The organism is Achromobacter sp., from assembly GCF_057314935.1.
Genome location: NZ_DBHKZA010000001.1, coordinates 1 through 23,749, shown reverse-complemented (window position 1 = coordinate 23,749; position 23,749 = coordinate 1). Strand labels below are relative to the sequence as shown.

The following is a 23,749-nucleotide window of genomic DNA, read 5'->3' as shown; positions in this document are numbered from 1 at the left end:
ATCCGGCGTAGACGCGGCAGGGCTTGCGGGCCCTGCCCCAGCCCTCAACCCATTGATGCCAGATCGCTACATGGCCCAACCCGGCAATACATCCCCGCCCGAAATCGTCGGCAAGGAAGAAATGGGCGCTCGCCTGCGCGCCGAGCGCAAGGCCAGAAAGATGACCTTGCAGGCGCTATCGCAGGCCAGCGGCATCGCGGTATCGACGCTATCGAAGGCAGAACTCGGGCAAATCGCCCTGAGCTACGAAAAGTTCGCCGCGCTGGCGCGCGCGCTGGACATCGACATGACGCGCATGTTCATGCTGCGTGACGCCTCCCAGGCCGCCGTCGCCCCCACCTACGTCAAGAACAAGCTCAGCGACGCCCGCGACTACATCACGGAAAACTACCACTACCGCCTGCTGATGGGCGAATACCCCGGCAAGAAGATGCTGCCGATGGTGGCCCTGATCGATTCGCGAAAGGTGGTGGAATTTGAGGACTACATCCGGCACCCGGGCCAGGAATTCGTCGTGGTGCTGTCGGGCAAGGTCCGGATCCAGTTCGAGAACGGCGATAGCGTCGTGCTGGGGAAGCTGGAATCGGCGTATTTCGATAGCAGTATCGGGCACGTGTACCTGTCGTTGAGCAGGAAACCCGCGGAAGTGCTGGCGGTGTGCAGCGATATGGAGGACGTGCCGTCCCGGTTGAAGGGGACATGAAGGAGGCCGGTCCCGGGGTCGAGGCTTGGCGTTGAGCTGGGCTGGGCTGGGCTGGGACTCGGAGATTTGAGCGCTTTGGCTTGCACTGGCATATGACTGTCATATTTGCCGGCCATACTTGTCGACGAGATGCTTGGGGAACCCGGCCTGAACCGGGCCAGCCCCGGATATTCATATGAATCGTAATTCGTTGGCCGGCGCGTCAAGCTGGCTTACGATGCCTAGCATCTACTGGGCCCGGTGCCCGCAGGAATGCTCCGACATGCAACGCTTGATCTCCCCCATTTTGACCCGCCGCCCGGCGCTGCTTGCCGGCCCGCTTAGTGGTCGCCGCTATGACGCGGTGTATTCAGTAAAAGCCCATCGTGAAGCCCGGATGCTGAATGAATCGGCACAGCGGATTTTGGCCGTTTCGGCTCGGTATATGTTGGCTGGGGCTTGATTTTCATTTTTTATGCCCGGCATTGCCCTGGGCAGCGCCAAATTAAAAATCCCGCTGAGACGTCACGTTTCAGCGGGATTATTTTTACGCGCTGAGTGGGGCGACAACGGACGGCTCACAATTTCAAGTCTCGCCCTCTACGGCGTCGACGCTGGTACGAAAAGCACGTCGGCTTCCGGCCAAACGCAGATGTTTGACCGCCCTCATAAGGATGGCCGAAGCTTGACGAACACGAGTTCGGGATCCTGGTCATCCAGATTTTCAATTTGGCCACTTTTGATAAAGCCAAGGTGCGCAAGCAAATGGCGCATCGCGATGTTTGAGGTATTCGTCGACGTGAACAATTTTCCTCCTTCGCATCGCAACTCCAAGGCCCGCATGATTGCCTTGGCGACGCCACGGCGCCGTGCAGAATCCTTGACCACGATCAGCGGGATGAAGTCGTGCTCGAAGAAGGATCTGTTAAGCACTCCGTAACCGATCAGCGCCGAAGCATCTTCCGCCTCTACAGCGGCCCAGCATTGGCCCGCGGCCACCGCATTGACGATAAATGCCCTTCTGCTCAGTTCCTGCTTGGCGATCGGATCCAGGGCAATGATCGAATCGATGTCTGCGCTCTGGGCTAGCCGGACGTTCGTTTGGGGAGGCATCGTCGCCACGCATCAGGATTGGAGAATGCCTAGTCTATCGTGTCGGGAGTGTTCAGCCGCGGTTACCTTGTGGAGACGCGCGCTTCTGGCCGAAAACGGCCGTCCGCGAGTTTCCGCGTTCGACGGCGGACTCAATCGATCATTGCAGCGGTTTCTCCCATTGGGGCAAGTATGCGGATGGGCAGAACAAGCGGCGTGGCTACCGCAGCTTCCAGCTCGCGGCTGTGCCGCTCGCAGACGGCACGACAATAGGGGCAGCCTGGCCCCTTGCGGCCTGTGTCGCCTTTAAAATGCAAGGATCGCCAACACGCGTTACTCGACATGGCCTTGCCACCAGAACCTTACTTTCCGCGCCGTATCGCCCACATTGACACTTGGCACGTTGCTGGCCATGCGATCAAGATCTATGGCATTCATCGCGATTCCAATTGGGCCTCACCTATTCTTCCCGATGCGGTAATCGCCTCTGTGCGCACGGCCGTGCAAAACGTGCTTGCCGAGCATGCTTGCGGCGAGCGCAGCCATGGTCTGGGATTCTGCATCGTGCATCTCGGCGAGGAAGCGGTATGGCTACTTGTGGATTGGTGGCTCTCAGGCGGGATAGTGTGCCAGCGCATGCTCTCAGCGCCTCTGGCGCAGCCGGCCTTGTTCACGCCGGTGAGCACACCGGCGCTGGCCTGCGTATGGGAACTGGCAATTACCGCGCATGAGCGCAATGCGTGGGTGCGGCATATGCTTACCGATAATCCCAGCCCGCCTGCTTACCTTGAAGATATATTGAAGACGGGCGCATACTGAATTTGAAAGGTTAAGCCCCGATGCTGATGGGGAAACCGCCACAACGCCCGGACCAACGGCACAATATGTTCAGACCCGAAGAAATCCTTATCCTGACAGGCCCACCTGGCTCCGGGAAGACGACCGCCGGGAACATCATTACGCAATTGCCAGGCTGTCCAAAGGTCCATTTGCATGCGGACGATTTTTGGCGTTTTATCAAGGCAGGTTCCATACCGCCGTGGCAAAGCGAAGCCCACACCCAGAATGCGACTGTGATCGAAGTCTTGGCCAACGCAGCAGCCGGCTACGCGGGCGGCGGCTGCTTCGTGTTGGTGGATGGCATTATTGGCCCCTGGTTTCTCGACGCGTTCCGCAGCCTTGACGTGGCGCCGCACTATATCGTGCTTCGTCCGGATCTTGCAGAGGCGATCAGACGCTGTCAGGGACGAGGCGGAGACACCCTTTCAGACCCCGTTCCCATCTCTGCGCTGCATCGGCAATTCGGGAATTTGGGTGCCTTGGAACATCATGCGCTGTCGGTTACCGGCCTGAGCGTCGGCCAGACCTGCGACGCCATCGGCCGCGCGGTGGAAAGCGGACGCTTCCGATTAAATGGTTCTGACAGGGCGTGAACACGAATATCGCCACAATTATCAGTATTCAAGCTGTCAACGAGTTGCGGCTGTACCTCGCCACGCAGGGACCACTTAAAAAATCCGCCACTTCGCTCGGCCTTCCAAAAAGAAAACCTTGAAACGCCGAACAGCCGGCTTTTTTCAAATAATTCAATTGCTCAGCCGTTTCGACCCCTTCGGCCACAACATCGACATCCAGTGCCTGGGCCAGCATGACGATGGCGCCGATAATACCCTGATCCTTCTTGCTCACCACCACTTCATCAATGAATGTCTTATCAATCTTGATCCGGGATATTGATAGATATCGCAAGTAGAACATTGATGAAAATCCAGTGCCAAAGTCGTCCAGGGCAATGCCCACGCCGGCATCGCGAATGCGTCGAAACTCGCCCTGCTGCCTGCTGCCCTTGGCGTTGAAAAACACGCTCTCGGTCACTTCAAGAATGAGTCTACCCGGCGCTATCTGATAACGGTCCAGCAGTTCGAGAACCTCGCCAACGAAACGCGGATTATTGAACTGGTGCGCGCTGACGTTGACACTCAACGTCCATTCGGAGGTGACTGGGTTCTCAGACCACTGCCGCAATTGCTGGCAGCCCTCTTCCAGGGCCCAAGCACCCATGCTCAGGATGTCGCCACTTCGCTCGGCGATCGGCACGAATAGCGAGGGAGGAATCGGGCCGTACTCCACGGAGTTCCAACGCATCAACGCCTCCATGCCGATGATCTTCTGCAATCGATCGACAATGGGTTGATAGTGGAGATATAACTCGCCGCGCACTAGCGCATTGGCCAGCGCATCCTGCAGCGAATCGAATGCCTGCGTAGAAGCATATTGATTCATGAGCCCTCTCCAAGCATTCACCAACGCCTTTCCTTACCGTTCAGAAAACGCCTGACTATTTTCAGTCTGGTGGATGCGGCATCGAATTTCAGGATTATGAAACGACGATTCCAGGCGCAGAAATGACGGTGCGCGGCCCTAGGTTAAGCCAATAATTCAACTACGTCTTGCCATTTGATGCCAAATTTCAAACTGCTGATGAACGGGTATCTTAAATGAAACACCCCATCGCTGCACTCTATTGACAAGCATTATCTCGGTATTAATACTGCCTGCGCGCCGACTTACGCGGCGTATAACAAAACCCGAGGTCTTTCATGTTCATGGCAAGTCGTAAACACTTGGATTGTGTCCGCAGTCGTTTTTCTCTTTATCTGCAGTCGGCTTTGCTGGCGTTCGCCTGCGCGCTGGGTCCAACGGGTGTCGCTTTCGCCGACTCTGCGCTGGCGATCCGCAATGATTCCGCAAGCGCGCTGCAACATCTTTACGCGGCCGAGCCAAGCACGAAAGAACTGGGCGAAAAAGCGGTGGCCGTACTGGTCTTTCCCAAGATCTACAAGGCGGGCTTTGTCGTTGGCGGCGAGCACGGACAAGGCACCTTGTTCAAGGGCAAGGAGCCTATCGGCTATTACGAAATCTCTGCTATGTCCCTGGGTCTTCAGGCAGGAGCCCAGACATTTGGATATGCGCTTTTCTTCATGAACCAGAAGTCGCTGAACTATCTCGAGAAAAGCGACGGCTGGGCGTTGGGCAGCGGCCCGAGCCTGGTGGCCTGGGACAAATCCGTCGCCTCCAGCCTGTCCAGCACCACCTTGTCGCAGGACGTTTTTGCGGTGCCCTTCGGTGCGCAGGGTTTGATGGCGGGCATGGGGCTGGAAGGCTCCAAGATTTCCACCATCACGCCCTGAGGCGGTTTGCGAAAAACCGCTCACGCCGGTCTCAAGTCCACCTGCCTCGGGCCGGTCGCGAATGCGGATTGTGCAAGCGGAATGAGATCGACGGCCGGGCCCGGTGCCCGGTGGCTTGCTCCGATGTCTCCTTTCTCGCGCCGGTTTGTCTCACCCTGGAGGTATTTCAATTACTCCCCAAAGAGCGCGATGTAAATTCGTCCACGATTTCCTGCAAGTCGATGCGTTGGGGAAAGCAATTCTCTGAAGAGGTGGAGCGTCCGGCAATCTGGCTGACGGTAAAACCTGAATCCATGTCGAACGCCACACCGTCCATCAAGCTCAGAAGTTTCTTGCACATCAGCCCCTATCTGGCCAGCCGGGGCGTCGCCCCGCTTGAGTTCTTTCAGCGCGCCGGGGTTTCTCCGAACATTTTCCAGACGCCTGATATCTGGCTGCCGCGCGCCCAGTGTTTTCAGATCGCCAACGACATGGCGGCCATCGCGCAGGACGCGTTCGCGGGTGCGTACGTGGGCCGCTTGATGGATTTGGGTTCGCTCGGCGATTGGGGGAGTCTGGTTCTGGGTTCGAAGAATGTGGCCCAAGCCTGTGCCATGGCAGCGATCCACGCGGAGATGCTGCATCAGGGCGGAGAGGTTCGCATCGTCACGGAAGGCAGGACGACAAAACTGATTCACCGTTTCACCGGCCGGCTCGACGTCGATCCGCGGCAGTTCATCCTTGGAACTCTCGCGGTGCTGCGAAAGGTGCCTTTGATGTCCGGCCAACCATCGGCCATACGCGTTCACCTGCAGGCCTCGCGAGGCCGCGGGGACGACGCACTGGAAGAATGCCTGGGCCCCCACATCGAAACCGGGGCCGAATACAACATGGTCGAATTCGACCGCGACTTGCTTGCGGCGCCGCTTCAACCCTTGAAGGACGACTCCCGCAAGATCACGCAGGCGCTGCAGTCGACCGTTGATACCGCAGGACTGCTCATAGAACGGATTTCAGAGCAAGACGACATCAACCTCAGGTCCGTCGCGAAAGAAATCGGCATGTCGTCCCGGACCCTTCAGCGCCGTCTTAAATGCAGCGGTGTCGATTTCGAAGACTTGAAAGACGAGACCCGCCGCAGCGAGGCGCTTCGCCTGATCCGGGTTGGCAGGTATTCGGCGACCGAAATCGCTTACATGGTCGGCTATAGCGATCCGGCGCATTTCACCCGTGCGTTCAAGCGCTGGACGGGCCGAACCCCGTCCCATTTCCGTTCCGCGTCGCGCGAACGTCAGTGCTGACTAAGCACTTTGGCATCGAATGGCAAGCCCAGGCGCGGCATCTTCTGTAGCCTCGCGGGCTGCGCTAGCGGGCGGCGCAACGGCGGCGGCCGGTTTCCCTGGGCAGGCCTTCGCAACGCAACAGCACGGTTATGCAGCCAAAGACATGAACGTTTACCCACACCTGGTGGCCTGCGAGCACTGCGACAGCGTTTACCAACGCTGCACATTGGCGGCAGGCGAGGTCGCCCGCTGCAGCCGCTGTGAGGCCGTGCTCCAACGCGCCAATCCGTTGGATGTGAATCGCTGGCTGGCATTGACCCTCACGACAGCGATCGTCTTCCTGATCGCGAACGTCTGCCCCGTCGTACGCATCAGCCTGAAGGGAACGCATAGAGAGGCGACGCTGTGGGAATTCGCATGGTCGCTCGCCCAAGGAAGCGTGGCGCCCCTTGCACTGGTCGCTGCGCTAGTGATCATCCTGGTGCCGCTTGCGCAAATCGTCCTGCTTGCCTGGGTGCTGCTCTATGCGCGTGTTGGCCATCGCGCCCCGGGCTTTGCCCGGGCCTTGCGGATGCTTGCGGCCTTGCGGCCATGGAGCATGGTCGAAGTCGGCATCCTGGGCATTCTGGTGGCGATCATCAAGCTCATCAGTCTGGTGGAAGTCACCCTCGGAGCGGGCGTCTGGGCGACCGCCGTGTTGATGGTATTGCTGACCGTGATCGCCCATCGGGACCTTGCTTCGCTGTGGGATCAAACCGAAGGCGATCCGGCATTGCGAAGCAGGAGCGCGGCATGACCCGGCAGCCTTTCGCAGGCGATCTGTCGATCGTCGGCTGCCACACCTGCGGCCTGGTTTGCGAGGACCGGCACACGACCGGGCGAGCCTGCCAGTGTCCTCGCTGCGGCTCGACGCTCCATCATCGGCGTCCCAACGGCATTGCGCGCGCCTGGGCGCTGCTGCTGACAGCCGTCATCTGCTACATCCCCGCCAATGTGCTGCCTGTCATGCACACCAGCGTGCTGGGCAAGGGCAGCAGCAGCACGATCATGGAAGGCGCGGTGGAATTCTGGACGTCGGGCTCTTATGGCATCGCGTTCGTGATCTTCATCGCCAGCGTAGCAGTGCCTTGCGCCAAATTCCTGATTCTTGGGCTATTGCTCGCCACCTCCCAACGACGTAGCCGGTGGGCGACGCGAGAGCGCGCCAAGTTGTACCGCATGGTGGAGTTCGTCGGGTACTGGTCGATGCTGGATGTGCTGGTGGTGGCGGTAGTGGCCGCGCTAGTGCAATTCCATGGCCTCACCGACATCTCGCCGCGCGTCGGCATCCTTTTCTTCGGCATGGTGGTGATTTTCACCATGCTTGCGGCGATGTCGTTCGACCCCCGACATATTTGGGATGGTGAAATCAATGGTGGTGATGAATGAATGATGCTTCCAGGGAGCTCCACGGACTTGCTGGCCCTACGGTGATACCCCGCAAGAAATGGCGAATTTCGCTCGTCTGGCTGGTTCCCGTCATCGCCGCGTTGATCGGCCTTTCCATGTTGGTACAAACCTGGATGACCGAGGGCCCGGTGATCAGCATCACGTTCCATACTGCCGCCGGCCTGGAAGAGGGTAAGACCCTGGTGAAGTACAAGGACGTGAACGTCGGCACCGTGACCGCGATCGGCCTGAGCGAAGACGGTTCCCGTGTGGTCGCAACGGTTGCGCTGGACAAGGATGCGGCCAGCCTGGCGCGCGAGGACTCGCGGTTTTGGGTGGTGCGCCCGCGCATCGGCATCGATGGGGTTTCCGGCGTGGATACGCTGCTGTCGGGGGCCTATATCGGCGTCGACCGAGGACAATCGGCAGAGCCCGGCAAGGAATTCACGGGCCTGGAAAGCCCACCCACCGTCATCGGCGATACGCCTGGCCGGTCATTCGTGCTGCATACCGAAGATCTGGGCTCTTTGGACGTCGGATCTCCTGTCTATTACCGGCGCATTCAAGTCGGCCGTGTCGCGTCATACCAGCTGGGCGAGGATGGCAAGGCGGTCGCCCTGCGGCTCTTCGTCAATGCGCCCTACGACCGTTTCGTCACCACGGCAACGCGCTTCTGGAACGCCAGCGGGGTTGACGTGTCGCTGGGTGCGGACGGATTCAAACTGCAAACGCAATCGATTGCCACCATTCTGGCGGGGGGAGTTTCCTTCGGAACGTCCCCGGGCGTGTCCGGCGAGCCTGCGGCGGAAGACACGGCGTACGAATTGGCCAAGGATCAGCAGGCCGCCCTTGCCCCGCCCGACGGGCCGTCGCAGACCGCCTATCTGGTGTTCGAGCAATCCCTGCGGGGCCTGACTATCGGGGCGCCGGTGCAGTTCGACGGCATGGACCTGGGCAAGGTCATCTCCATCAAGCCGGACTACGATCCCGTCAGGCGTCGCTTCCAGTCCAAGGTCGGCGTTGTGGTTTATCCGCAGCGGCTAGGCGAGATCATGGAGAAAATGCCGGCGGTGGACGGCACCGAGGAAGACCGGCTGATGCACATGCTGCAAGAAATGGTGGCGCACGGCTTGCGGGCCCAGGCAAGGACGGGAAACTTGCTGACCGGCCAGCTTTACATCGCCCTGGACTTCATCCCGAATACGCCCAAGGTCGCGTTTGATCCGCAACGCCGTCCGATCACGCTGCCCACCGTCAGCGGCAGCTTTGACCAATTGCAGGAACGCGTCGCCAGCATCGTGGGCAAGATCGACAAGATGCCCTTGGACAGCATCGCGCGCAATCTTGACGCCTCCTTCGCCAACCTGAATAAAGCGCTGCTGCAGGTGAACGGCCTGGTTCTGCCGCAGGCCACCCAGACCCTGCGCCAGGCGCAACAAACCATCGGCGCCGCGCAGGGCATGCTTGCCGAAGATGCGACGTTGCGGCAGAACCTGGGCCAGGCCCTTCAGGAAATTCAGCGCGCCGCCCGCTCGGTACGCACATTGACCGACCTGTTGAGCCGATATCCCGAGGCGATGGTGCGAGGCCGCCCCAAGAACGCCACCTTGGAGGCTTCCGCAGAGCCGCCAGCACGCACGATGGAGACTCCCCAACGATGACCCGCCCTATTCGCACCAGCCTGCTCCTCCTGACCCTGGGGCTGGCAGCCTGCAGCGCTTCGGCGCCCGTCCGCCATTACACGTTGCTCACCCCTCACGGGGAAGTCCGGCCTCAGCCGGCGCCTGCCCGCTTCGTGGTCGACGTGCTGCCGGTGACGTTGCCGGAGTATCTGAATCAGCCCCAATTGGTCGTCAGGCAAGACGACAGCAGCATGCTCGCCGTCCTGGACGACGAGCGGTGGCTGGGGCCGTTGGACGAAGAGATACGCAACGCGCTGTCGGCACAACTGGCCGATCGCCTGGGCATCCAGGACGTCGCCGGGCTGTCCCTGCCAAGCGAAGGGCAAGTCATCAAAGTGAAATTGCAGATTCGCCGGCTTGACGCGTGGCCGGGAAAGCGGGTGCAGCTCGAAGCGGGTTGGACCTTGGGGGATGCCCGCGCGCCGGGCAGCGCCAGGCTGGTTTGCCAAGGACGTTTCGAGGCGCCCGCGGCCGCCGGTTACCCCGAGCTGGTGCAAGCGCAGCAGCGCGTGATCGCGGCGTTGGCCGATCGGATCGGCCAGGACGCGACGACGTGGTCGGCCTCGCGCCAGTCGAAATGCGGAACCGCCCCGCTGTCCTAGGACGGTCTGCTCCGGCCCCAAAAAGCGAAAGGCAAAAAGCAAAAGCAAAAAGCCCGCTGAAACTTCACGTTTCAGCGGGCTTTTTACGAGGAATTCTTGGTGCCGACGGCGAGACTCGAACTCGCACAGCTTTCGCCACTACCCCCTCAAGATAGCGTGTCTACCAATTTCACCACGTCGGCAAATCCAAACCAGAAAAGCATGCCTTCCTGGAAAGTCGAGCATTCTATCACGCAATTCGGCATTCTGGCGAATCCGTCCCGTTTTGCCGCTCGACCGGCCCCACGCCGCCAACCGGGCGTCCGGAGGAGAACCGGGCGGATCGCCGCCCGGCCCTGCCTAGGGCATTCAGTTGATCTGCAGGTTCGTCGCCTTGACCACGTCTGCCCACTTGCGGGTTTCGCTTTCCATGAAGGCTTTGAACGCTTGCGGCGTGTTGGGCGGCGGGGGCATCAGAAAGCCGTTGGTCTGATAGTTGGCGGCCAGCGCGGTGTCGGAGGTCAGCGCCTTGTTGATGGCCGTGTTCACCTTCAGGACGATTTCCGGCGGGGTACCGGCCGGCGCAAACAGGCCGAACCAGGCCGCGACGTCGAAGCCTTCCACGCCGGATTCGGCGATGGTGGGAATCTCCGGCGCGAAGGGCACGCGGGCCGCGGTGGTCACCGCCAGGCCGGTCAACTTGCCGGCGCGCACATGCGGCAGCAGCGGCGGCAGGTTGTCGAAGATGGAGTCCACCTGGCCGCCCAGCAGATCGGCCACGGCCGGGCCGCTACCACGATAGGGCACGTGCAGGATATCAATGCCGGTCTTCATCTTGAACAGCTCGCAGCCCAAGTGCGCGGACGAGCCGTTGCCCGGGGACGCGCAGGTCAGTTTGCCGGGGTTCTTCTTGGCGTAGGCGATGTATTCTTGCACCGACTTGACCGGCACGCTGGCATTGACGGCCAGGATGTTGGGCACCACGTTCAACAACGCGACGGCGTCCAGGTCCTTGAGCGCGTCGTACGACATCTTGGAGTACAGCGACTGGTTGATCGCCGTGGAAATCGACCCGACGAACAAGGTGTAGCCGTCAGCCGGTGCGCGGGCCACGGCTTCGGCGCCGATGTTGCTGTTGGCGCCCGGCTTGTTTTCCACAATGAAGGTCTGGCCGAGTTCCTTGCCCAGCACGTCCGCGATCATGCGGGCGCTGATGTCGGTCGTGCCGCCCGGGGCATATCCCACCACCAGCCGGACTGGCTTGGCCGGATACGTGTCGGCCTGTGCCTGCACCTGCCCGGTGGCCGCGCAGGCCAGCAACGCGGCCATGCCGGCCATTTTGAAATTCATCTTCTTCATGTCTCCTCCTGTTGAAAGCGGATCGGCGCGCGGCAAATGGCGCGCCCCTGTTTTTTGTGGTGTGGGGCAACCCTGGCCCGGTATGGCCGGCCGGCCTTCTGGCCGTTCTAGGCGGCGCAGGCCGCGCGCACGGGCGCAATCAAATCCGGCGTGACGTCAGCCAGCGTCCGGCAACCCAGCAGGGCCATGTTGGTCGAAATTTCGCTGCGGAATATCTCGGCAACTTTGCGGATGCCGGCGTTGCCGCCGACGGCCGCGCCGAACAGCTGGGGACGGCCGGTGAAGACCATGCTCGCGCCCAGCGCCACCGCCTTGAGCACATCGGAGCCGCGGCGAAAGCCGCCGTCGACCATGACCGGAAAACCTGCGGGCACGGCGGCCACGACGTCGGGCAGCGCCTGCAAGGGCGAAATGCAACCGTCAAGCTGACGCCCGCCATGGTTGGAGACAATCACCCCATCCACGCCAGCCGCAGCGGCCATCCGCGCGTCCTCGGCGTGCATCACGCCCTTGAGCACCAGCTTGCCCGGCCAGTTCTCCCGGATCCAGCGGATATGTTCCCAAGACAGCTTGTCGCGCTCGCCCCGAAAGCCGTTGGGCGGGTCTTGCGTGATGGGCGGACCGATTTCCTCATACAGGTTCGCAAAGCGCGGCACCCCGCTGCCCAGCAGCGTGCGCATGAAGACGTTCACACTCCAGCGCGGATGGCGCATGCCGTCCAGCACGACGCTGGAACTCATCTTGAATGGCACGGTGAATGCCAGCTTCTGCAGGTTTTCGCGATTGGCGCCCACGCAGGTATCGATGGTCACCACCAGCACGGGGATCTCGGCCTGGCGCAGACGCGCAATCAGCTTGGCGATGCGGTCGACGTTGCCCGGCAGATAGGCCTGGTACCAACAGCGCTTGCCGGTCGCCTCCTGCAGCCGCTCCAACGGCACGCTGGAGGCGCCGCTGATGATGAACGGAATCTGGGCATCCTGCGCGGCGCGCGCCAGCGCCAGATCGCACTCGTGCATGACGATGGCCGAGAATCCCGTCGGGGCGAAGCCTACCGGCATGGCATAGGTCTGGCCGAAAAGGTCAACCTGGCTGCTGCGTTGGTCCACCACGCGCAGACCGCGGGGCCGGAAGCCGATGTCGCGCAGTGCCCGGACGCTTTCGTCGAGCGACGCGCCGTCTTCCGTGCCGCCGCAGACGTACCCTTCGACGCAGCGCGGCAGGATGCGGCGCGCCTCCAGTTCGAAGTCGCGCACCGACAAGCAGCGGTTCAAGCGGCTCATGCCGCCACCGGCGTACCGGTATGCAGGCCCAGCGCCTGCAGGCAAGCGGCCAGGGAGCGATCCTGCGTGTCTTGGTAGAGCGCAAGCTCGTCCTGCACCGGCGCGCCCAGCGCGGCTTCGAACGCAGCCTGGCTGGCGTTCTGCGCGTATTCAGCCTGAGCCTTGTCGCCCAAATTCGACTGGAAGATCCCGGCGGCGCTGACCGGCAGAAAATCCTCGTACACCAGCGGCTCGAACCGGATGTAGCCCTGGCCGATCAGCGACTGCACGTCACCCGCTTGCGCAGTGCCTTGCTTGCCGGTCAGGAAGTAGCGGAAATAGGCCAGGCCCTGATCGTGCAATTGCGCGTAGTCGTCCGGAAACGCGGCAAAACAGTCCTGCAGGTTCTGCATGTAAGCGGCGGCATTGCTTTCATTGGGCGCGCCGTTGATACGGCTGCGCGCCAGATCCAGCGACTGGTCGTACAGCGCCCGGCCTTTGCGGGTCAGGGCGACGCCGCGCTGCTCGATCTCGCCGAAGCGGGCGGTATGGCTGCCCACCCCGCTCTGACCATCCGCCCCGGCGAACAGCACCGGTTCCTCCAGCGCCTTGAAACTCGTCTGACGCAACAGGATCGGACACTTGCGCGGCGGCGGGCCTTCGATCACCGCCTTGGCCGACACGCCACGGCGCGGCATCTCGGCTTGGGCCTCGTCGATGTCCAGCGTGCGCGGCGTCAGATGGTTGATGTGCGGTCCCTTGAAGGCCACCACGTCGGCGATCAGGCGATGCTGGCCGTGCAATTCCCGGTAGTCATCCAGGCTGACCGTCGCCTCGCTGTGCCAGCGGAACGTATGCAGCGCTTCGGCGACGAATTCCTGGGCATCGGCGTCGTGCAAGCCGCCCTGCGTTTCAAAGCGGCCGGCCAGTTCCACCGTCCGAGCCGTAAAGATCTGGCGCGCCGCCAGAATGCGGGCGGCCTTGTCGCGCAGCGCTGCGTCGTCGATCAATTCCAGACGCAGCAGCGACGTGAAGACGCGGAACGGGCTGGCTTGCAGAGAGGCCTCGTGCGTGGCGCGAAATGCCGTCGAGTGCACTGGCACGCCGGCCGGCGACAGGTCGTAGTAACCCACCGGCTGCATGCCCATCACGGCGAACACGCGCCGCATGTTGGCAAGCTCTTCCGGCGTGCCGACGCGAATCGCGCCGTGGCGCTCGATGTCCAGGCGTTCGATTTCGCCCGTGCGCGCCAGTTGTGCTGCAAGGTCGGGCTGCTCGGCCAAGGTCTTGGCGTTGACGTCGGCCACCAGCGCCAGCAAGGTGTCGTACAGGGGCACTTCCGACTTGTACATGTCGGACATGGCGCGGGAGAACCAGGCGCGGATTTGATCCGGATTGACGAAATTCTGACTCATGGCGGGCTCGGCACATCGGTAAACAGGGATGGCCCGCATGAAATCACGCCCGGCAAGCGCAATCAAATGAAAAAATTCGGCTTAATCAGTCCGTTTTTTCATGGATCGCACACGCAGGGCGTCGCGGTCCCGCTTTTGCGCGGCCTCTTGTTCGACCCACGCCACGAATTGCTTGATCTTCGGGACTTCGGCGGAGTGTTCGGAATAGGCGACGAAGTAAGCGCCGTCGCTGGGCTGCACGTAGCCCCAGGGAATGACCAGCTTGCCGGCTTGCAGTTCTTCTTCGGCCAGCAATCTTGGGGTCAGGGCAATGCCGCAGCCGCCTTCGGCCGCGCGCACGCACATGTAGAACGTGTCGAACCGAGGGCCGTGGTAGCTGCGGTCCGACTGGAATTGCTGGTGCGAGAAATAGTCGTGCCACGCTTCCGGGCGCGACGCGCACTGGATCAGCGCATGGTCGCTGAGCGCCTCCAGGCTGGGCACCGCATCGCCGGGCAGAAAGCCGGGCGCGCACACCGGCACTACCTCGGCTGCGAACAGCTCGCGGCATTGGGCGCCAGGCAAGGTGCCATGGCCGAAGAAGAAGGAAATGTCGATCTTGGCCTGCATCAGATCGAACGGCCGCGTTTCACTGCGCACCTTCACCTGGATATCCGGATGCGCGGCCATGAAGCGCTGCAGCCGCGGAATCAGCCACCGCGCGCCAAACGTGGGCTGCGTGCCGATGGTAAGCACCTGGGTTTCGCCGCCATAGGTCAGGATGTAACGGGACGACATGTCCACCTGGTTCAGGATCGCCCTGACCTCGGACTGGTACAGCGCCCCTGCGGGCGTCAATTGCAGCCGCCGGCGCACGCGCAGAAACAGCGGGTTGCGCAACAGCGCCTCCAGCTGCGCGATCTGCTTGCTGATCGCGCTTTGGGTCATGTGCAGTTCTTCGGCGGCGCGCGTGATGCTCATGTGCCGCGCAACCGCATCGAAGCTCTGGAGCGCCATCATTGACGGCATCAAACGCTTTTCCATGGGGCCGATCCGAAATGTCCGGCGCGCGAGCCGGACTGCGATGACAGGATATCCGGCCTTGCAGCCCGTGGCACGGCGCCAATGAAAAAGGCCGGCGTCAGACGCCGGCCTTTTTGTCTACGCGGGCTTACTTCGCCGGCGTTGCGGGCGTCTCGGCCGGCTTGTCGCCTGCTGCGGGCGCGGCCGGCGCCGTGGGCACCGAAGCGTCGGGCTTGGCCGGCGCGGCAGGCACCGAAGCGGCGCCCGGGACGGAGGACGCGCCTGCGCCCGGCGCGGCGGGCACAGAACCCGGCACTTGCGGAACCGAACGGTCGGACGGGAAGCTCTGCATCACGCCGGAGTCCACGGCCGGGCCGTTCGTGCCCTTGTGGCTGACGTAAGCCAGGCCAGCGGTGGACGCGAAGAAGACCACGGCGGCCCACTTGGTGGCGCGCGACAGGAAGTTGGCGGCGCCGGTGGCACCGAACAGGCTGCCGGACGAACCGCTACCGAAAGCGGAACCCATGTCGGCGCCCTTGCCCTGCTGCAGCAGGACCAGAACGATGATAGCCAGCGCCGAAAAGACTTGGACGGCCAGCAGAAGTTTAAGCATCAAGGGCATTACAGACTCCGGAACGGAAACTTAGATGGCGGCAATACGCAAAAATTCTTCAGCCACAAGCGACGCGCCGCCGACCAGGGCTCCGTCGATATCTGTCATGGCGAACAAACTGGCGGCGTTGGCAGCTTTGACGCTGCCGCCGTACAAAACCTGCACCTGCGCCGCGCCCAGCGCGCGCAAGGCGGCGCGAATGGCGGCGTGGACTTCTTGCGCCTGCTCGGGGCTGGCGGTGCGGCCAGTGCCGATGGCCCAGACGGGCTCGTAGGCCAGGACCATGCGGGACACGGCGTCTGCGCCCAGCGCCAGCACGGGCTTCAACTGGCGTTCGATGACGGCCAGGGTGTTGCCGGCTTCGCGGTCGGCCAGCGACTCGCCCACGCAGACCACGGGGGTCAGGCCGGCGGCCAGCGCGGCTTGCGCCTTGGCAGCCACGACTTCATCGGTTTCACCGTGCAGCACGCGGCGCTCGGAGTGGCCGGCCAGCGCCCAGCGGCAGCCGAATTCTTTCAGCATCGCACCGGACACTTCACCGGTGTAGGCACCCTTTTCGTGCGCGCTGACATCTTGCGCGCCCCAGGACACGCTGCTTCCGGTCAGGGCCGAACCGGCTTGCGCCAGGTAGGGAAACGGAACACAGATGCCGATGTCGCAGTGGCTCGCGGCATCCGCGGCGCGCAGCTCGGTCAGCAACGCGGCGTTCTCGGCCAGGTTGCCGTGCATCTTCCAGTTGCCCAGCACGAGGCGGGCGCGGTTTTCGACTGAAGTCATGGCGCAATTGTCAGAGAGGGTGAGTCCCGGGGGATGACGCGACCGCCCACGGGCCTGCCTGGAAAAAATTCCAGGCGAAACCCGAGATTGTATCCTGTTGCGCGGCGATACGCCGAACGCCGCGCGTTTCTTACATTGTCAGGATGATTTTGCCGATATTTTCGCCGCCTTCCATCATGGCGTGCGCCTTGGAGGCCTCGGCCAAGGGGAACGTCGCGTGCACGATCGGCTTGATGGCCCCATTTTCCAGCAAAGGCCAGGCGTGTTCGCGCAGGGCGCGCGCGATGGCGCCCTTGAAGTCGATCGAACGGGGACGCAGCGTGGACCCGGTGATGGTCAGGCGGCGGCGCATGACCTGAGAAGTATCCACATCCGCGCGCGCCCCGCCCAGCTGGGCGATGATGACGATACGGCCGTCGTCCGCCAGGCATTGCATGTCGCGGGCGATGTAGTCGCCGGCCACCATGTCCAGGATGACGTCCACGCCCCGCCCGCTGGTGGCGTCCATGACTTCCTTCACGAAGTCCTGCGTCTTGTAATTGATGCCCTTTTCGGCACCCAGCGCTTCGACCGCGCGGGCGCGGTCGTCGCTGCCGACCGTCGCGTAGACCTGATTGCCCATCGCGCGGGCCAGCTGGATCGCCGTGGTGCCGATGCCGCTTGCGCCACCGTGCACCAGCAGGATCTCGCCTTCGGACAGGCGGCCGCGGTCGAACACGTTGCTCCAGACGGTGAAATAGGTTTCCGGCAGGCCGGCCGCTTCGATGTCGGACAGCCCCTTGGGAATGGGCAGGCACTGGGCGACGGGCGCCACGCAGTATTCGGCGTAACCACCGCCCGCCACCAGCGCGCAGACCTTGTCGCCCACGGCAAAGCCGCTGCCGGCCACGTCGCCGCCCACGATTTCGCCGGCCACTTCCAGGCCCGGCAGGTCGGACGCGCCGCGCGGCGGGGCGTAGTTGCCCTTGCGCTGGAACACGTCGGGGCGGTTGATGCCCGCGGCGCTGACTTTGATCAAGACTTCACCCGCGCCGGCCTCGGGCGTGGGGCGTTCTACGGGGACCAGAACCTCGGGGCCGCCGGGGCGGGAGATTTCTACAGCGTGCATCGCGTGCCTCCTTTTGCAGCAAATGGATTATTATTGCGCCCTTTACGGCGTATCGCGATTGGGTTCGGGCAGAATGTTTGCCTGACGGCCGAATCGCACAGACCCCGGTCGAGCCAAGGCGGCGCACCCTGCGTGGCCCACGGCGACAACACCCCGGAAGCGTGGCAGAGTGGTCGATTGCACCGGTCTTGAAAACCGGCAACGGGTAACCGTTCGTGAGTTCGAATCTCACCGCTTCCGCCAATACAAACAAGCACTTAGCGCCACTCGGCGCAGGGCAGCGCAAAAAAGAAGTAGCCCTGTTACTGCCCTCGAGCACCGCTGAGATCGGTGGCCTTCAGTGCCAGACCAACGCATTTGGTGAGCACACAGCCGTGCCGCGAATCCGTAAGCGCTGCAACACGCTCTCCCCCTCGCACCTCCCGTGCAGGCCCAAGGCGCCGCAACATGCAGCTATGCATCCCGACTTCACCCTCACATTGATCGCAGCGCTCGCCGCCAATCAAACGGCCCCGACGTTCCGGCGCCTCACATGCATTGGCAGACGAACTTCAATCGACACTCCGATCTCGATGCTTGAAAACTATAAATTCACAACATTGGCGCGCAAATGAATTCACACATTGTTTTTGGCGAAAACAATCTCACCGCCATTAATAAAACGCGAAAATCTATTTTTGAGATTTCGGCAGTATTTATCGTTTCCTTTGTCGTCATGTTCCTGACAATGGATCGCACAGTCAATATATACGACGAAGGAATAATATTAACCGCAGCAATGCGAGTAGCTGCCGGAGACATCATTCACAGAGATTTCTATGCGAACTACGGACCCGCTGAATTTTATGTCGTCTCTTGGCTTCTGAAGGCTTTTGGTCACAGTATTCTCCCAGAAAGAATATTTGACCTATCCATGCGCGCCGGAATCGCGACGCTTATATATTCTTCGTTGGTGTATTACTGCGGTCGCTCGATGGCATTCGCGGCCACTTCCGTTTGTGTCATATGGCTATGCACGGTTGGCAATCATGGCTACCCGATCTACCCAGCACTATTACTGTCGCTTGGTAGCACCTTGATAATGACAAAGGTGTTCGCGCGCAACATTTCTATTTTATATCCTTTCGTCGCTGGCACGTTAACGGGCTTAGGTGCACTTTTTCGTTACGACATTGGGTTCTTCGCTTTTATAGCAAATACGCTGGCTGCCCTTCTGATTCTTGCCTCAACCAGAACACAAATAGAGCAAATATCCAAAGGCGCGCTGAAGAAAATCACGGCCTATGCGTTCGGCGCAGGACTGCCTGTTGCAGTGGTTCTCTTTTTCTACTTCAGCCAGAGCGCGCTGAACTCTTTTTTTCACGATGTGGTCGCTTTTCCAAGCCAATACTACGCTCGCACAAGGGGCCTGCCTTTCCCGTCCGTATCCAGCCTCTTTGATGGGCTTGGTTTTATTTTGCTTGCCATATACATTCCAATAATTATCGGAGGGATGGTGGCAATCGGATTTTTTGGGAAACAGGTCGCTGGCCTGGTGAGCACTGGGGATGGCGAAAGAGCCAAATCATTTTTCAATGAAAAATCTGTTTTGGCCATTTTCCTAACTTTTTTGGTCGCAATGTTTTATTTGAAGGGTATCGTTCGAGTAAGCATTGAACACATGCAGCTATCTCTACTTCCGTCAATCATGCTGCTTGCCGTCCTAGCTGGAATTATCAAGAAAAATAAAATACTCTTCGCTGCCGCGCTGTCCGTAGTAGCCTTATCGTGCCTCGCCACCGCACTACTTTCCGGATACAAGAAACTGGCCCACAACCACAACCTGGTGGCGAACGACCTCAAAGGTTTTATCAAGGCTTCCAAAGCATCCGGAAATGCACAACGCGCCAATAGCAGCGAAGCATCAATCGACCCCAAATCAATGGCGCCCTTCTACGTTGAGGGCGACCGCGCAAATGCCGTCCGATTCATACAGGAAAACACGGCGCCGGGGGAACGAATTTATGTCGGACTAACCACGCATGACAAGGTTTTCGTTAATGACGTTTCCGCGTATTTTATGGCCAATAGACTGCCAATAACAAAATGGCATCATTTCGATCCAGGCCTGCAATCAAGTGAAAAGATTCAATCCGAAATAATCGATGACTTGGAGAAAGCAAAACCGAATTACATTTGGCTTGAATCGACCTGGAACGGAGTGAATGAACCCAACGACAGCGCTCTTAGTAGCGGAATAAAGATGCTTGATGGATACATCCTTCAACATTACCTGCCGGCGCAGACCTTTGGCCAAATAGTGATACTCCGGAGAAGAGGATAGTTCGGGATACGCGTCACACCCACAAGGCGTTAGCCTCGCTGCCAGCATGGCACAAGCGTAGTATGTCTTTTGTTATTTTCGCTCCTAGCCTGGCGGCAGCAAGGCGCATGTCGCGGGCCGCCCCCCTTTATTTAGGAGGTTGCCATGTACAAGCACATACTCATCCCCATCGACGGATCCAGCCTGTCAGACGCAGGCCTGACCCAAGGGCTTGCGCTGGCCCGCGCACTGGGCGCCAGCGTGACCATCGTGACGGCCTACGCCACCTTTCACGCGCCGTCCATGGAGACCGTGCAACTGGAAGGCGTGCGCGCCGTGTACGAACATCAGGCCAGCGAATTAGCCCGGTCTTACCTGGCTGAAGCCGAGGCGAAGGCGAAGTCGGCGGGCGTGCCGTGCAACACCGAGATGCGCGAAAGCGATACCCCCTATCAAGTCATTATCGACATTGCGATGACTCAGGGTTGCGACCTGATCGCCATGTCCTCGCACGGGCGCAGCGGCATGGCGGCCCTGCTGCTGGGCAGCCAGACGCAGAAAGTGCTGGCACACTCGACGTTGCCGGTGCTGGTGTACCGTTGACGCGACTGGCCCGCTGGGCGTCGCTGGCGGGCGGCGACTTCACGCGCCAATACCTGTATTCCATCGTGCGCGGCCACGTCGAGGACATGGCGGGCGGAGCCACCGCGACACGCCTGGAAGACGGCCTGCGCAAGCGTGAAGCAGACAGGCCCAAGGCACCGGCTCCGGCCGGCGAACGGGCCCCGCCCCCGCTGCACAACGGCCGATCCGACGGCGGCGTCATCAATTTCTAGCCTTGAACGCGCCCGGCGCGGAAAGCGTCAGGGTTTTCGATAAACTGCCGCACTTCAGCCGCAGCGGGATCGCAACGCGGCAGCATCCAGAACAAGATATCAACCATGCAGTGCCCGAAATGCAATTGGCAGAACCCGGCATCCAACACGCGTTGCTTCAGTTGCCAGACGCCCTTGCCCGCCAAGCCGGCCGCCAAGCCAGCCGCGCCCCCCTCCAAGTCCCATTCCCCCCGTGCGCAACAGGCGCCGCTATTCCCCAGCATCTGGTCCAGATTGGGCGCCACCGCCATCGACGGCGCATTCATGGCGCTGGCGATCGTCGTGCTGATCGCCGCTGCCTCGTACACCTATGAAGGCATTACCGGGTCTCCCCACCCCGTCCTGCTGGCCGTTGGCGCAGGGCTGCTGGGCTGGCTGCTGCCCGCCTTCATGGACGCCTGGGGCAAGGGCTCGCCCGGCAAACGGCTGCTGAAGATGCGCGTGGTGAATCGCAAGGGTCAGGCGCCCGGCCTGCTGCGTTCGATCTGGCGGCATCAATTGAAGTACACGCTGAATGTCGTCATGCCCGGCATCTTCCACCACATCCAGCAGATGGTGTTCGGGGAGCGCGCGATGCACAATTCGCTGGCCGGCACCCATGTGGTGTCCAGCCTGGCGTCCCCCCACGCCATCGCCCCGGCGGTGGCTCAAGCGCGCGCGGTCACTAGCGCCGGAAAATTTTTCTTCATCGTCTTCGGCATGCTGACCTTGGTGGTGGGCGGCATGATCATCGGCCTTGCCGTCACGGACTCGAACAAGCCGGACAATCCGCTGCATGCCGAGATCACGCATCTGGACCGCGTGTCGGACCCCGTGCGCCGGCTGGCCGAAAACCATTACCAACGCACCCGCGCATTCGCCGCGACGCTGGCGGACCTGGGCGTGACGCAGGCTGCGCTGGAGGGCTCGGGTTTCAGCAAGCTGGACATGAACCCCGTCAATGGCGTGCTGCGCTTCACCATCGCCGGCACGCCCGGCGCCGATGGCGCGCCCAGCCTGGCGGGCAAGCACCTGGCCTACCTGCCCGAGATGCGCTCGGAAAAGAAAGGCGGCGGCATCGGCCGCTGGCAGTGCGGCAGCGACGACATCGCGTCGGACGATCGCCCCTACCGCTGCCGCCACGACACCACCGCCTTCGCGCGCTAGAACGCTTTGCTGAATTGGGAAACCCGCATGTCCACGTTGACTGAATCCATCCTTCGCGCCGATGACGGCAGCGACTTGCCGCAGATGCTGTCCCTGTGCGAACAAGGGCTGCGCGACCAACCGGGCGCGTCCGTCATGTGGGCGCTGCGCGCGCGCTATCACGCCAAGCGCCACGCCCATGCGGCACGCGACGCCGATCTGGCCCGCGCCCTGGCGCTGGACCCGCAATGCAGTGAGGCGCTGAGCGTCCAGGCCATTGCTCGCTACGATGCCGATGCCAAGCAGGAAGCGTGGTCGCTCGTGCGCGAAGCCCAGAAGCGCGCGCCCTCGCACTATGGGCTGCTGATGGCCGAAGCCTATCTGCTGATCAATGACCGGCGCCTGGAAGACGCCATCGCCGTCTGGACGCGCGCGGCGCAAATGCGGCCGTCTGCCGCCGCGCCCCATTGCTATATCGGCTCGAACCTGCACAACGCGGGGCGCTATCAAGACGCGCGCCCCCATCACGAGCGCGCGGTGGCGCTTGCGCCCAACAACGGCGGCTTCCTGTATGACGCGGGCAACAACTACCGCCGCTTGGGCGACCTGAAGAACGCCATCGCGATGTTCGACCGCGCACGCGCCATCCTGGGCGAGGAAAACGCCATCCAGCACAACCGGGCGTCGTGCCTGCAGGCGCTGGAGCGTCATGAAGACGCGGTGGAAGAGTGGACCAGCCTGTTGCGCCGCGAACCCGATTGGGATTGGCCGTTGGAAGGCAAGGCGCGGTCGCTGCACCGCCTGGGCCGCGCCCACGAGGCCGTGCCGCTGTGGCGGCATCTGGACGCGCTGTCGGATACCGGCTGGGAAGGCCGCAAGGAACAGGCCCGCGAATACGTGCGCAGCGGCGACCCTGAACTGGCGGAGCAAGCCTTGCAAGGGCTGGATCCGATGGACAGCGGCGACGCGCAATTGCTCTTCGTCGCCGGCAACGCGCAGCGCGACCAACGCAACTGGGAAGCGGCGCTTGCCTACTACCTGCGCGGCTATGCGCTTGCGCCCGACAACGATTTCCTGCCGGGCAACGCCGCCGACATGCTGACCCGCCTGGAACGCTACAGCGAAGCCCTGCCGCTGTCAGAAGTGGCGATTTCGCTGGACCCCGACTGGCTGAAATGGCGCCGGGTCCGCATCGACGCATTGACGAACCTGGGCCGTGGCGCCGAAGCGGTGGCCGATGCCGATCGCGCGCTCACGAAGTGGCCGGACAGCGGCCCCCTGCACGCCGAACGCATCAACGCGCTGATTGCCGCCAAGCAACAGGAAGAAGCGCTTGCCGCGTGCGACCGCCTGATCGGGCTGGATCCCGACTACCGCAGCTGGGCCCTGTTTTCGCGCGGAGAAATCTACGGCCACCTGAAACGCCATGCCGAATCGGCCATGGCCTTCCGCCAGGCAGCGGCCTCCTACCAGCAAAACGGCAAGGCCGAATACCAGGACCTGTCGCTGCGCCGCGCCCAGGCCGCGGATGACGCCGCGGCCGCGCCGCGCGGGTTCCTGGGCCGTTTATTCGGCCGGAAGTAGGCGCGCGGTTGCCCCGGCTTTCCGTAGACGCGACAATATCCCTGCCCCCAAGATGGTATAGTCACGCCCGCTGCCGGCCCTGCATGGGCCGCGCAACGCCCGAGTGGTGAAATTGGTAGACACAAGGGACTTAAACTAATTTGAGCCCTTTGGAGGAAACTCCAAAGGTGTAGCCCGTCAAATTCGGCGAACGCCCTGGACCTGTTCCGAGCCAACGCCGAGCCAAGCCCCGGCTGAAAAGCCGGGGAAGGTGTAGAGAGCAGACGGCGGGCACCTAAGGCCAGAAGGCTATGGTGAAGGCGTGCTCCAGACCACGAACGGCGCTTGCGCGCTGGCGGTGAAAGCCGAAGTGGTAAGAAAATCCCTCGGCCGCAAGGTCGTACCGGTTCGATTCCGGTCTCGGGCACCA

24 protein-coding genes and 2 tRNA genes are annotated in these 23,749 nt (G+C 61.8%); 16 read left to right on the top strand and 10 right to left on the bottom strand.

Annotated elements, in window-relative coordinates; translation table 11 throughout:
• The first annotated feature begins 70 nt into the window (after window positions 1–70).
• Together ACO6D5_RS00130 and ACO6D5_RS00125 are read left to right on the top strand one after the other, a co-directional pair.
• The gene (locus ACO6D5_RS00130) at window positions 71–703 is read left to right on the top strand and encodes a helix-turn-helix domain-containing protein (protein WP_315526605.1); all 633 of its coding nucleotides are present in this window, start codon (window positions 71–73) and stop codon (window positions 701–703) included.
• Window positions 704–965: 262 nt separating this feature from the next.
• Entirely contained in the window at window positions 966–1,145 is a 180-nt protein-coding gene (locus ACO6D5_RS00125) for a hypothetical protein (protein WP_183015264.1), read from the top strand.
• Between the two features lie 203 nt (window positions 1,146–1,348).
• Here ACO6D5_RS00125 and ACO6D5_RS00120 read toward each other — a convergent pair whose 3' ends face one another.
• The gene (locus ACO6D5_RS00120; protein ID WP_485824270.1) at window positions 1,349–1,795 is read right to left on the bottom strand and encodes a GNAT family N-acetyltransferase; all 447 of its coding nucleotides are present in this window, start codon (window positions 1,793–1,795) and stop codon (window positions 1,349–1,351) included.
• A 321-nt stretch (window positions 1,796–2,116) separates the two neighbouring features.
• Here ACO6D5_RS00120 and ACO6D5_RS00115 point away from each other — a divergent pair, with 321 nt between their 5' ends.
• Complete coding sequence (locus ACO6D5_RS00115; RefSeq protein ID WP_485824269.1) at window positions 2,117–2,593, top strand: hypothetical protein; 477 nt, start codon at window positions 2,117–2,119, stop codon at window positions 2,591–2,593.
• A gap of 65 nt (window positions 2,594–2,658) precedes the next feature.
• Window positions 2,659–3,207: an AAA family ATPase gene (locus ACO6D5_RS00110; RefSeq protein ID WP_485824268.1), complete on the top strand. Its 549-nt coding sequence runs from the start codon at window positions 2,659–2,661 to the stop codon at window positions 3,205–3,207.
• Window positions 3,208–3,235: 28 nt separating this feature from the next.
• On the opposite strand, the gene ACO6D5_RS00105 is transcribed toward ACO6D5_RS00110, so the two are convergent.
• A complete protein-coding gene (locus ACO6D5_RS00105) occupies window positions 3,236–4,057 on the bottom strand; it encodes an EAL domain-containing protein (RefSeq protein ID WP_315526601.1) in 822 nt (273 codons plus the stop codon).
• 317 nt (window positions 4,058–4,374) lie between these two features.
• On the opposite strand from ACO6D5_RS00105, the gene ACO6D5_RS00100 reads away from it, so the two are divergent.
• The 6 genes from ACO6D5_RS00100 (at window position 4,375) to ACO6D5_RS00075 (ending at window position 9,939) form a co-directional block, all read left to right on the top strand.
• The gene (locus ACO6D5_RS00100) at window positions 4,375–4,965 is read left to right on the top strand and encodes a lipid-binding SYLF domain-containing protein (RefSeq protein ID WP_315526600.1); all 591 of its coding nucleotides are present in this window, start codon (window positions 4,375–4,377) and stop codon (window positions 4,963–4,965) included.
• Between the two features lie 110 nt (window positions 4,966–5,075).
• Entirely contained in the window at window positions 5,076–6,245 is a 1,170-nt protein-coding gene (locus tag ACO6D5_RS00095; RefSeq protein ID WP_485824267.1) for a helix-turn-helix domain-containing protein, read from the top strand.
• Between the two features lie 145 nt (window positions 6,246–6,390).
• Window positions 6,391–7,023, top strand: a complete 633-nt coding sequence (locus ACO6D5_RS00090) for a paraquat-inducible protein A (RefSeq protein WP_485824266.1) — start codon at window positions 6,391–6,393, stop codon at window positions 7,021–7,023.
• Window positions 7,020–7,655: a paraquat-inducible protein A gene (locus tag ACO6D5_RS00085; RefSeq protein ID WP_485824265.1), complete on the top strand. Its 636-nt coding sequence runs from the start codon at window positions 7,020–7,022 to the stop codon at window positions 7,653–7,655. Before ACO6D5_RS00090 ends, ACO6D5_RS00085 begins: the two co-directional genes overlap by 4 nt.
• A 116-nt stretch (window positions 7,656–7,771) precedes the next feature.
• Window positions 7,772–9,316: a PqiB family protein gene (locus ACO6D5_RS00080; protein ID WP_485824264.1), complete on the top strand. Its 1,545-nt coding sequence runs from the start codon at window positions 7,772–7,774 to the stop codon at window positions 9,314–9,316.
• Complete coding sequence (locus tag ACO6D5_RS00075) at window positions 9,313–9,939, top strand: PqiC family protein (protein WP_485824263.1); 627 nt, start codon at window positions 9,313–9,315, stop codon at window positions 9,937–9,939. Before ACO6D5_RS00080 ends, ACO6D5_RS00075 begins: the two co-directional genes overlap by 4 nt.
• A gap of 97 nt (window positions 9,940–10,036) precedes the next feature.
• Here ACO6D5_RS00075 and ACO6D5_RS00070 read toward each other — a convergent pair.
• From ACO6D5_RS00070 to ACO6D5_RS00035, 8 genes are all read right to left on the bottom strand, one after another.
• Window positions 10,037–10,121 (bottom strand) — tRNA-Leu (locus ACO6D5_RS00070).
• A 166-nt stretch (window positions 10,122–10,287) separates the two neighbouring features.
• Window positions 10,288–11,277: a Bug family tripartite tricarboxylate transporter substrate binding protein gene (locus tag ACO6D5_RS00065; protein WP_485824262.1), complete on the bottom strand. Its 990-nt coding sequence runs from the start codon at window positions 11,275–11,277 to the stop codon at window positions 10,288–10,290.
• Between the two features lie 107 nt (window positions 11,278–11,384).
• Complete coding sequence (locus tag ACO6D5_RS00060) at window positions 11,385–12,560, bottom strand: alpha-hydroxy-acid oxidizing protein (RefSeq protein ID WP_315526593.1); 1,176 nt, start codon at window positions 12,558–12,560, stop codon at window positions 11,385–11,387.
• Window positions 12,557–13,954 (bottom strand): 2-oxoadipate dioxygenase/decarboxylase HglS, encoded by a 1,398-nt coding sequence (hglS, locus tag ACO6D5_RS00055; RefSeq protein WP_485824261.1) that lies wholly within the window; start codon window positions 13,952–13,954, stop codon window positions 12,557–12,559. Before hglS ends, ACO6D5_RS00060 begins: the two co-directional genes overlap by 4 nt.
• Before the next feature lie 81 nt (window positions 13,955–14,035).
• Window positions 14,036–14,977 carry a LysR substrate-binding domain-containing protein gene (locus tag ACO6D5_RS00050; protein WP_485824260.1) on the bottom strand — a complete coding sequence of 314 codons (942 nt, stop codon included), beginning with the start codon at window positions 14,975–14,977 and terminating at the stop codon, window positions 14,036–14,038.
• A 127-nt stretch (window positions 14,978–15,104) separates the two neighbouring features.
• Window positions 15,105–15,578 carry a preprotein translocase subunit SecG gene (secG, locus tag ACO6D5_RS00045; RefSeq protein ID WP_315526590.1) on the bottom strand — a complete coding sequence of 158 codons (474 nt, stop codon included), beginning with the start codon at window positions 15,576–15,578 and terminating at the stop codon, window positions 15,105–15,107.
• Window positions 15,579–15,599: 21 nt separating this feature from the next.
• Window positions 15,600–16,346 (bottom strand): triose-phosphate isomerase, encoded by a 747-nt coding sequence (tpiA, locus tag ACO6D5_RS00040; RefSeq protein WP_006223634.1) that lies wholly within the window; start codon window positions 16,344–16,346, stop codon window positions 15,600–15,602.
• Between the two features lie 130 nt (window positions 16,347–16,476).
• Window positions 16,477–17,454 carry an NAD(P)H-quinone oxidoreductase gene (locus ACO6D5_RS00035; protein ID WP_315526588.1) on the bottom strand — a complete coding sequence of 326 codons (978 nt, stop codon included), beginning with the start codon at window positions 17,452–17,454 and terminating at the stop codon, window positions 16,477–16,479.
• A gap of 155 nt (window positions 17,455–17,609) precedes the next feature.
• Here ACO6D5_RS00035 and ACO6D5_RS00030 point away from each other — a divergent pair.
• The 6 genes from ACO6D5_RS00030 (at window position 17,610) to ACO6D5_RS00005 (ending at window position 23,340) form a co-directional block, all read left to right on the top strand.
• Window positions 17,610–17,697: transfer RNA gene (locus ACO6D5_RS00030), tRNA-Ser, on the top strand.
• A gap of 367 nt (window positions 17,698–18,064) precedes the next feature.
• Window positions 18,065–19,777 carry a hypothetical protein gene (locus tag ACO6D5_RS00025; RefSeq protein WP_485824259.1) on the top strand — a complete coding sequence of 571 codons (1,713 nt, stop codon included), beginning with the start codon at window positions 18,065–18,067 and terminating at the stop codon, window positions 19,775–19,777.
• A gap of 144 nt (window positions 19,778–19,921) precedes the next feature.
• Window positions 19,922–20,359 carry a universal stress protein gene (locus ACO6D5_RS00020; RefSeq protein WP_315526586.1) on the top strand — a complete coding sequence of 146 codons (438 nt, stop codon included), beginning with the start codon at window positions 19,922–19,924 and terminating at the stop codon, window positions 20,357–20,359.
• On the top strand, window positions 20,356–20,592 hold the full coding sequence (locus ACO6D5_RS00015) for a hypothetical protein (protein WP_485824258.1): 237 nt from the start codon (window positions 20,356–20,358) through the stop codon (window positions 20,590–20,592). The genes ACO6D5_RS00020 and ACO6D5_RS00015 overlap by 4 nt, the downstream gene beginning before the upstream one ends.
• A gap of 105 nt (window positions 20,593–20,697) precedes the next feature.
• The gene (locus ACO6D5_RS00010) at window positions 20,698–21,777 is read left to right on the top strand and encodes an RDD family protein (protein ID WP_315526584.1); all 1,080 of its coding nucleotides are present in this window, start codon (window positions 20,698–20,700) and stop codon (window positions 21,775–21,777) included.
• A gap of 27 nt (window positions 21,778–21,804) precedes the next feature.
• Window positions 21,805–23,340, top strand: a complete 1,536-nt coding sequence (locus ACO6D5_RS00005) for a tetratricopeptide repeat protein (RefSeq protein ID WP_485824257.1) — start codon at window positions 21,805–21,807, stop codon at window positions 23,338–23,340.
• Window positions 23,341–23,749: the final 409 nt, after the last annotated feature.

Excerpts from the sequence above, each read along its gene's own strand:
- ACO6D5_RS00130 (WP_315526605.1), top strand. The coding sequence starts at position 71 with ATGGCCCAACCCGGCAATACATCCCCGCCCGAAATCGTCGGCAAGGAA.
- ACO6D5_RS00125 (WP_183015264.1), top strand. The coding sequence starts at position 966 with ATGCAACGCTTGATCTCCCCCATTTTGACCCGCCGCCCGGCGCTGCTT.
- ACO6D5_RS00120 (WP_485824270.1), bottom strand. The coding sequence starts at position 1,795 with ATGCCTCCCCAAACGAACGTCCGGCTAGCCCAGAGCGCAGACATCGAT.
- ACO6D5_RS00115 (WP_485824269.1), top strand. The coding sequence starts at position 2,117 with ATGGCCTTGCCACCAGAACCTTACTTTCCGCGCCGTATCGCCCACATT.
- ACO6D5_RS00110 (WP_485824268.1), top strand. The coding sequence starts at position 2,659 with ATGTTCAGACCCGAAGAAATCCTTATCCTGACAGGCCCACCTGGCTCC.
- ACO6D5_RS00105 (WP_315526601.1), bottom strand. The coding sequence starts at position 4,057 with ATGAATCAATATGCTTCTACGCAGGCATTCGATTCGCTGCAGGATGCG.
- ACO6D5_RS00100 (WP_315526600.1), top strand. The coding sequence starts at position 4,375 with ATGTTCATGGCAAGTCGTAAACACTTGGATTGTGTCCGCAGTCGTTTT.
- ACO6D5_RS00090 (WP_485824266.1), top strand. The coding sequence starts at position 6,391 with ATGAACGTTTACCCACACCTGGTGGCCTGCGAGCACTGCGACAGCGTT.
- ACO6D5_RS00085 (WP_485824265.1), top strand. The coding sequence starts at position 7,020 with ATGACCCGGCAGCCTTTCGCAGGCGATCTGTCGATCGTCGGCTGCCAC.
- ACO6D5_RS00080 (WP_485824264.1), top strand. The coding sequence starts at position 7,772 with ATGTTGGTACAAACCTGGATGACCGAGGGCCCGGTGATCAGCATCACG.
- ACO6D5_RS00075 (WP_485824263.1), top strand. The coding sequence starts at position 9,313 with ATGACCCGCCCTATTCGCACCAGCCTGCTCCTCCTGACCCTGGGGCTG.
- ACO6D5_RS00065 (WP_485824262.1), bottom strand. The coding sequence starts at position 11,277 with ATGAAGAAGATGAATTTCAAAATGGCCGGCATGGCCGCGTTGCTGGCC.
- ACO6D5_RS00060 (WP_315526593.1), bottom strand. The coding sequence starts at position 12,560 with ATGAGCCGCTTGAACCGCTGCTTGTCGGTGCGCGACTTCGAACTGGAG.
- hglS (WP_485824261.1), bottom strand. The coding sequence starts at position 13,954 with ATGAGTCAGAATTTCGTCAATCCGGATCAAATCCGCGCCTGGTTCTCC.
- ACO6D5_RS00050 (WP_485824260.1), bottom strand. The coding sequence starts at position 14,977 with ATGGAAAAGCGTTTGATGCCGTCAATGATGGCGCTCCAGAGCTTCGAT.
- secG (WP_315526590.1), bottom strand. The coding sequence starts at position 15,578 with ATGCCCTTGATGCTTAAACTTCTGCTGGCCGTCCAAGTCTTTTCGGCG.
- tpiA (WP_006223634.1), bottom strand. The coding sequence starts at position 16,346 with ATGACTTCAGTCGAAAACCGCGCCCGCCTCGTGCTGGGCAACTGGAAG.
- ACO6D5_RS00035 (WP_315526588.1), bottom strand. The coding sequence starts at position 17,454 with ATGCACGCTGTAGAAATCTCCCGCCCCGGCGGCCCCGAGGTTCTGGTC.
- ACO6D5_RS00025 (WP_485824259.1), top strand. The coding sequence starts at position 18,065 with ATGAATTCACACATTGTTTTTGGCGAAAACAATCTCACCGCCATTAAT.
- ACO6D5_RS00020 (WP_315526586.1), top strand. The coding sequence starts at position 19,922 with ATGTACAAGCACATACTCATCCCCATCGACGGATCCAGCCTGTCAGAC.
- ACO6D5_RS00010 (WP_315526584.1), top strand. The coding sequence starts at position 20,698 with ATGCAGTGCCCGAAATGCAATTGGCAGAACCCGGCATCCAACACGCGT.
- ACO6D5_RS00005 (WP_485824257.1), top strand. The coding sequence starts at position 21,805 with ATGTCCACGTTGACTGAATCCATCCTTCGCGCCGATGACGGCAGCGAC.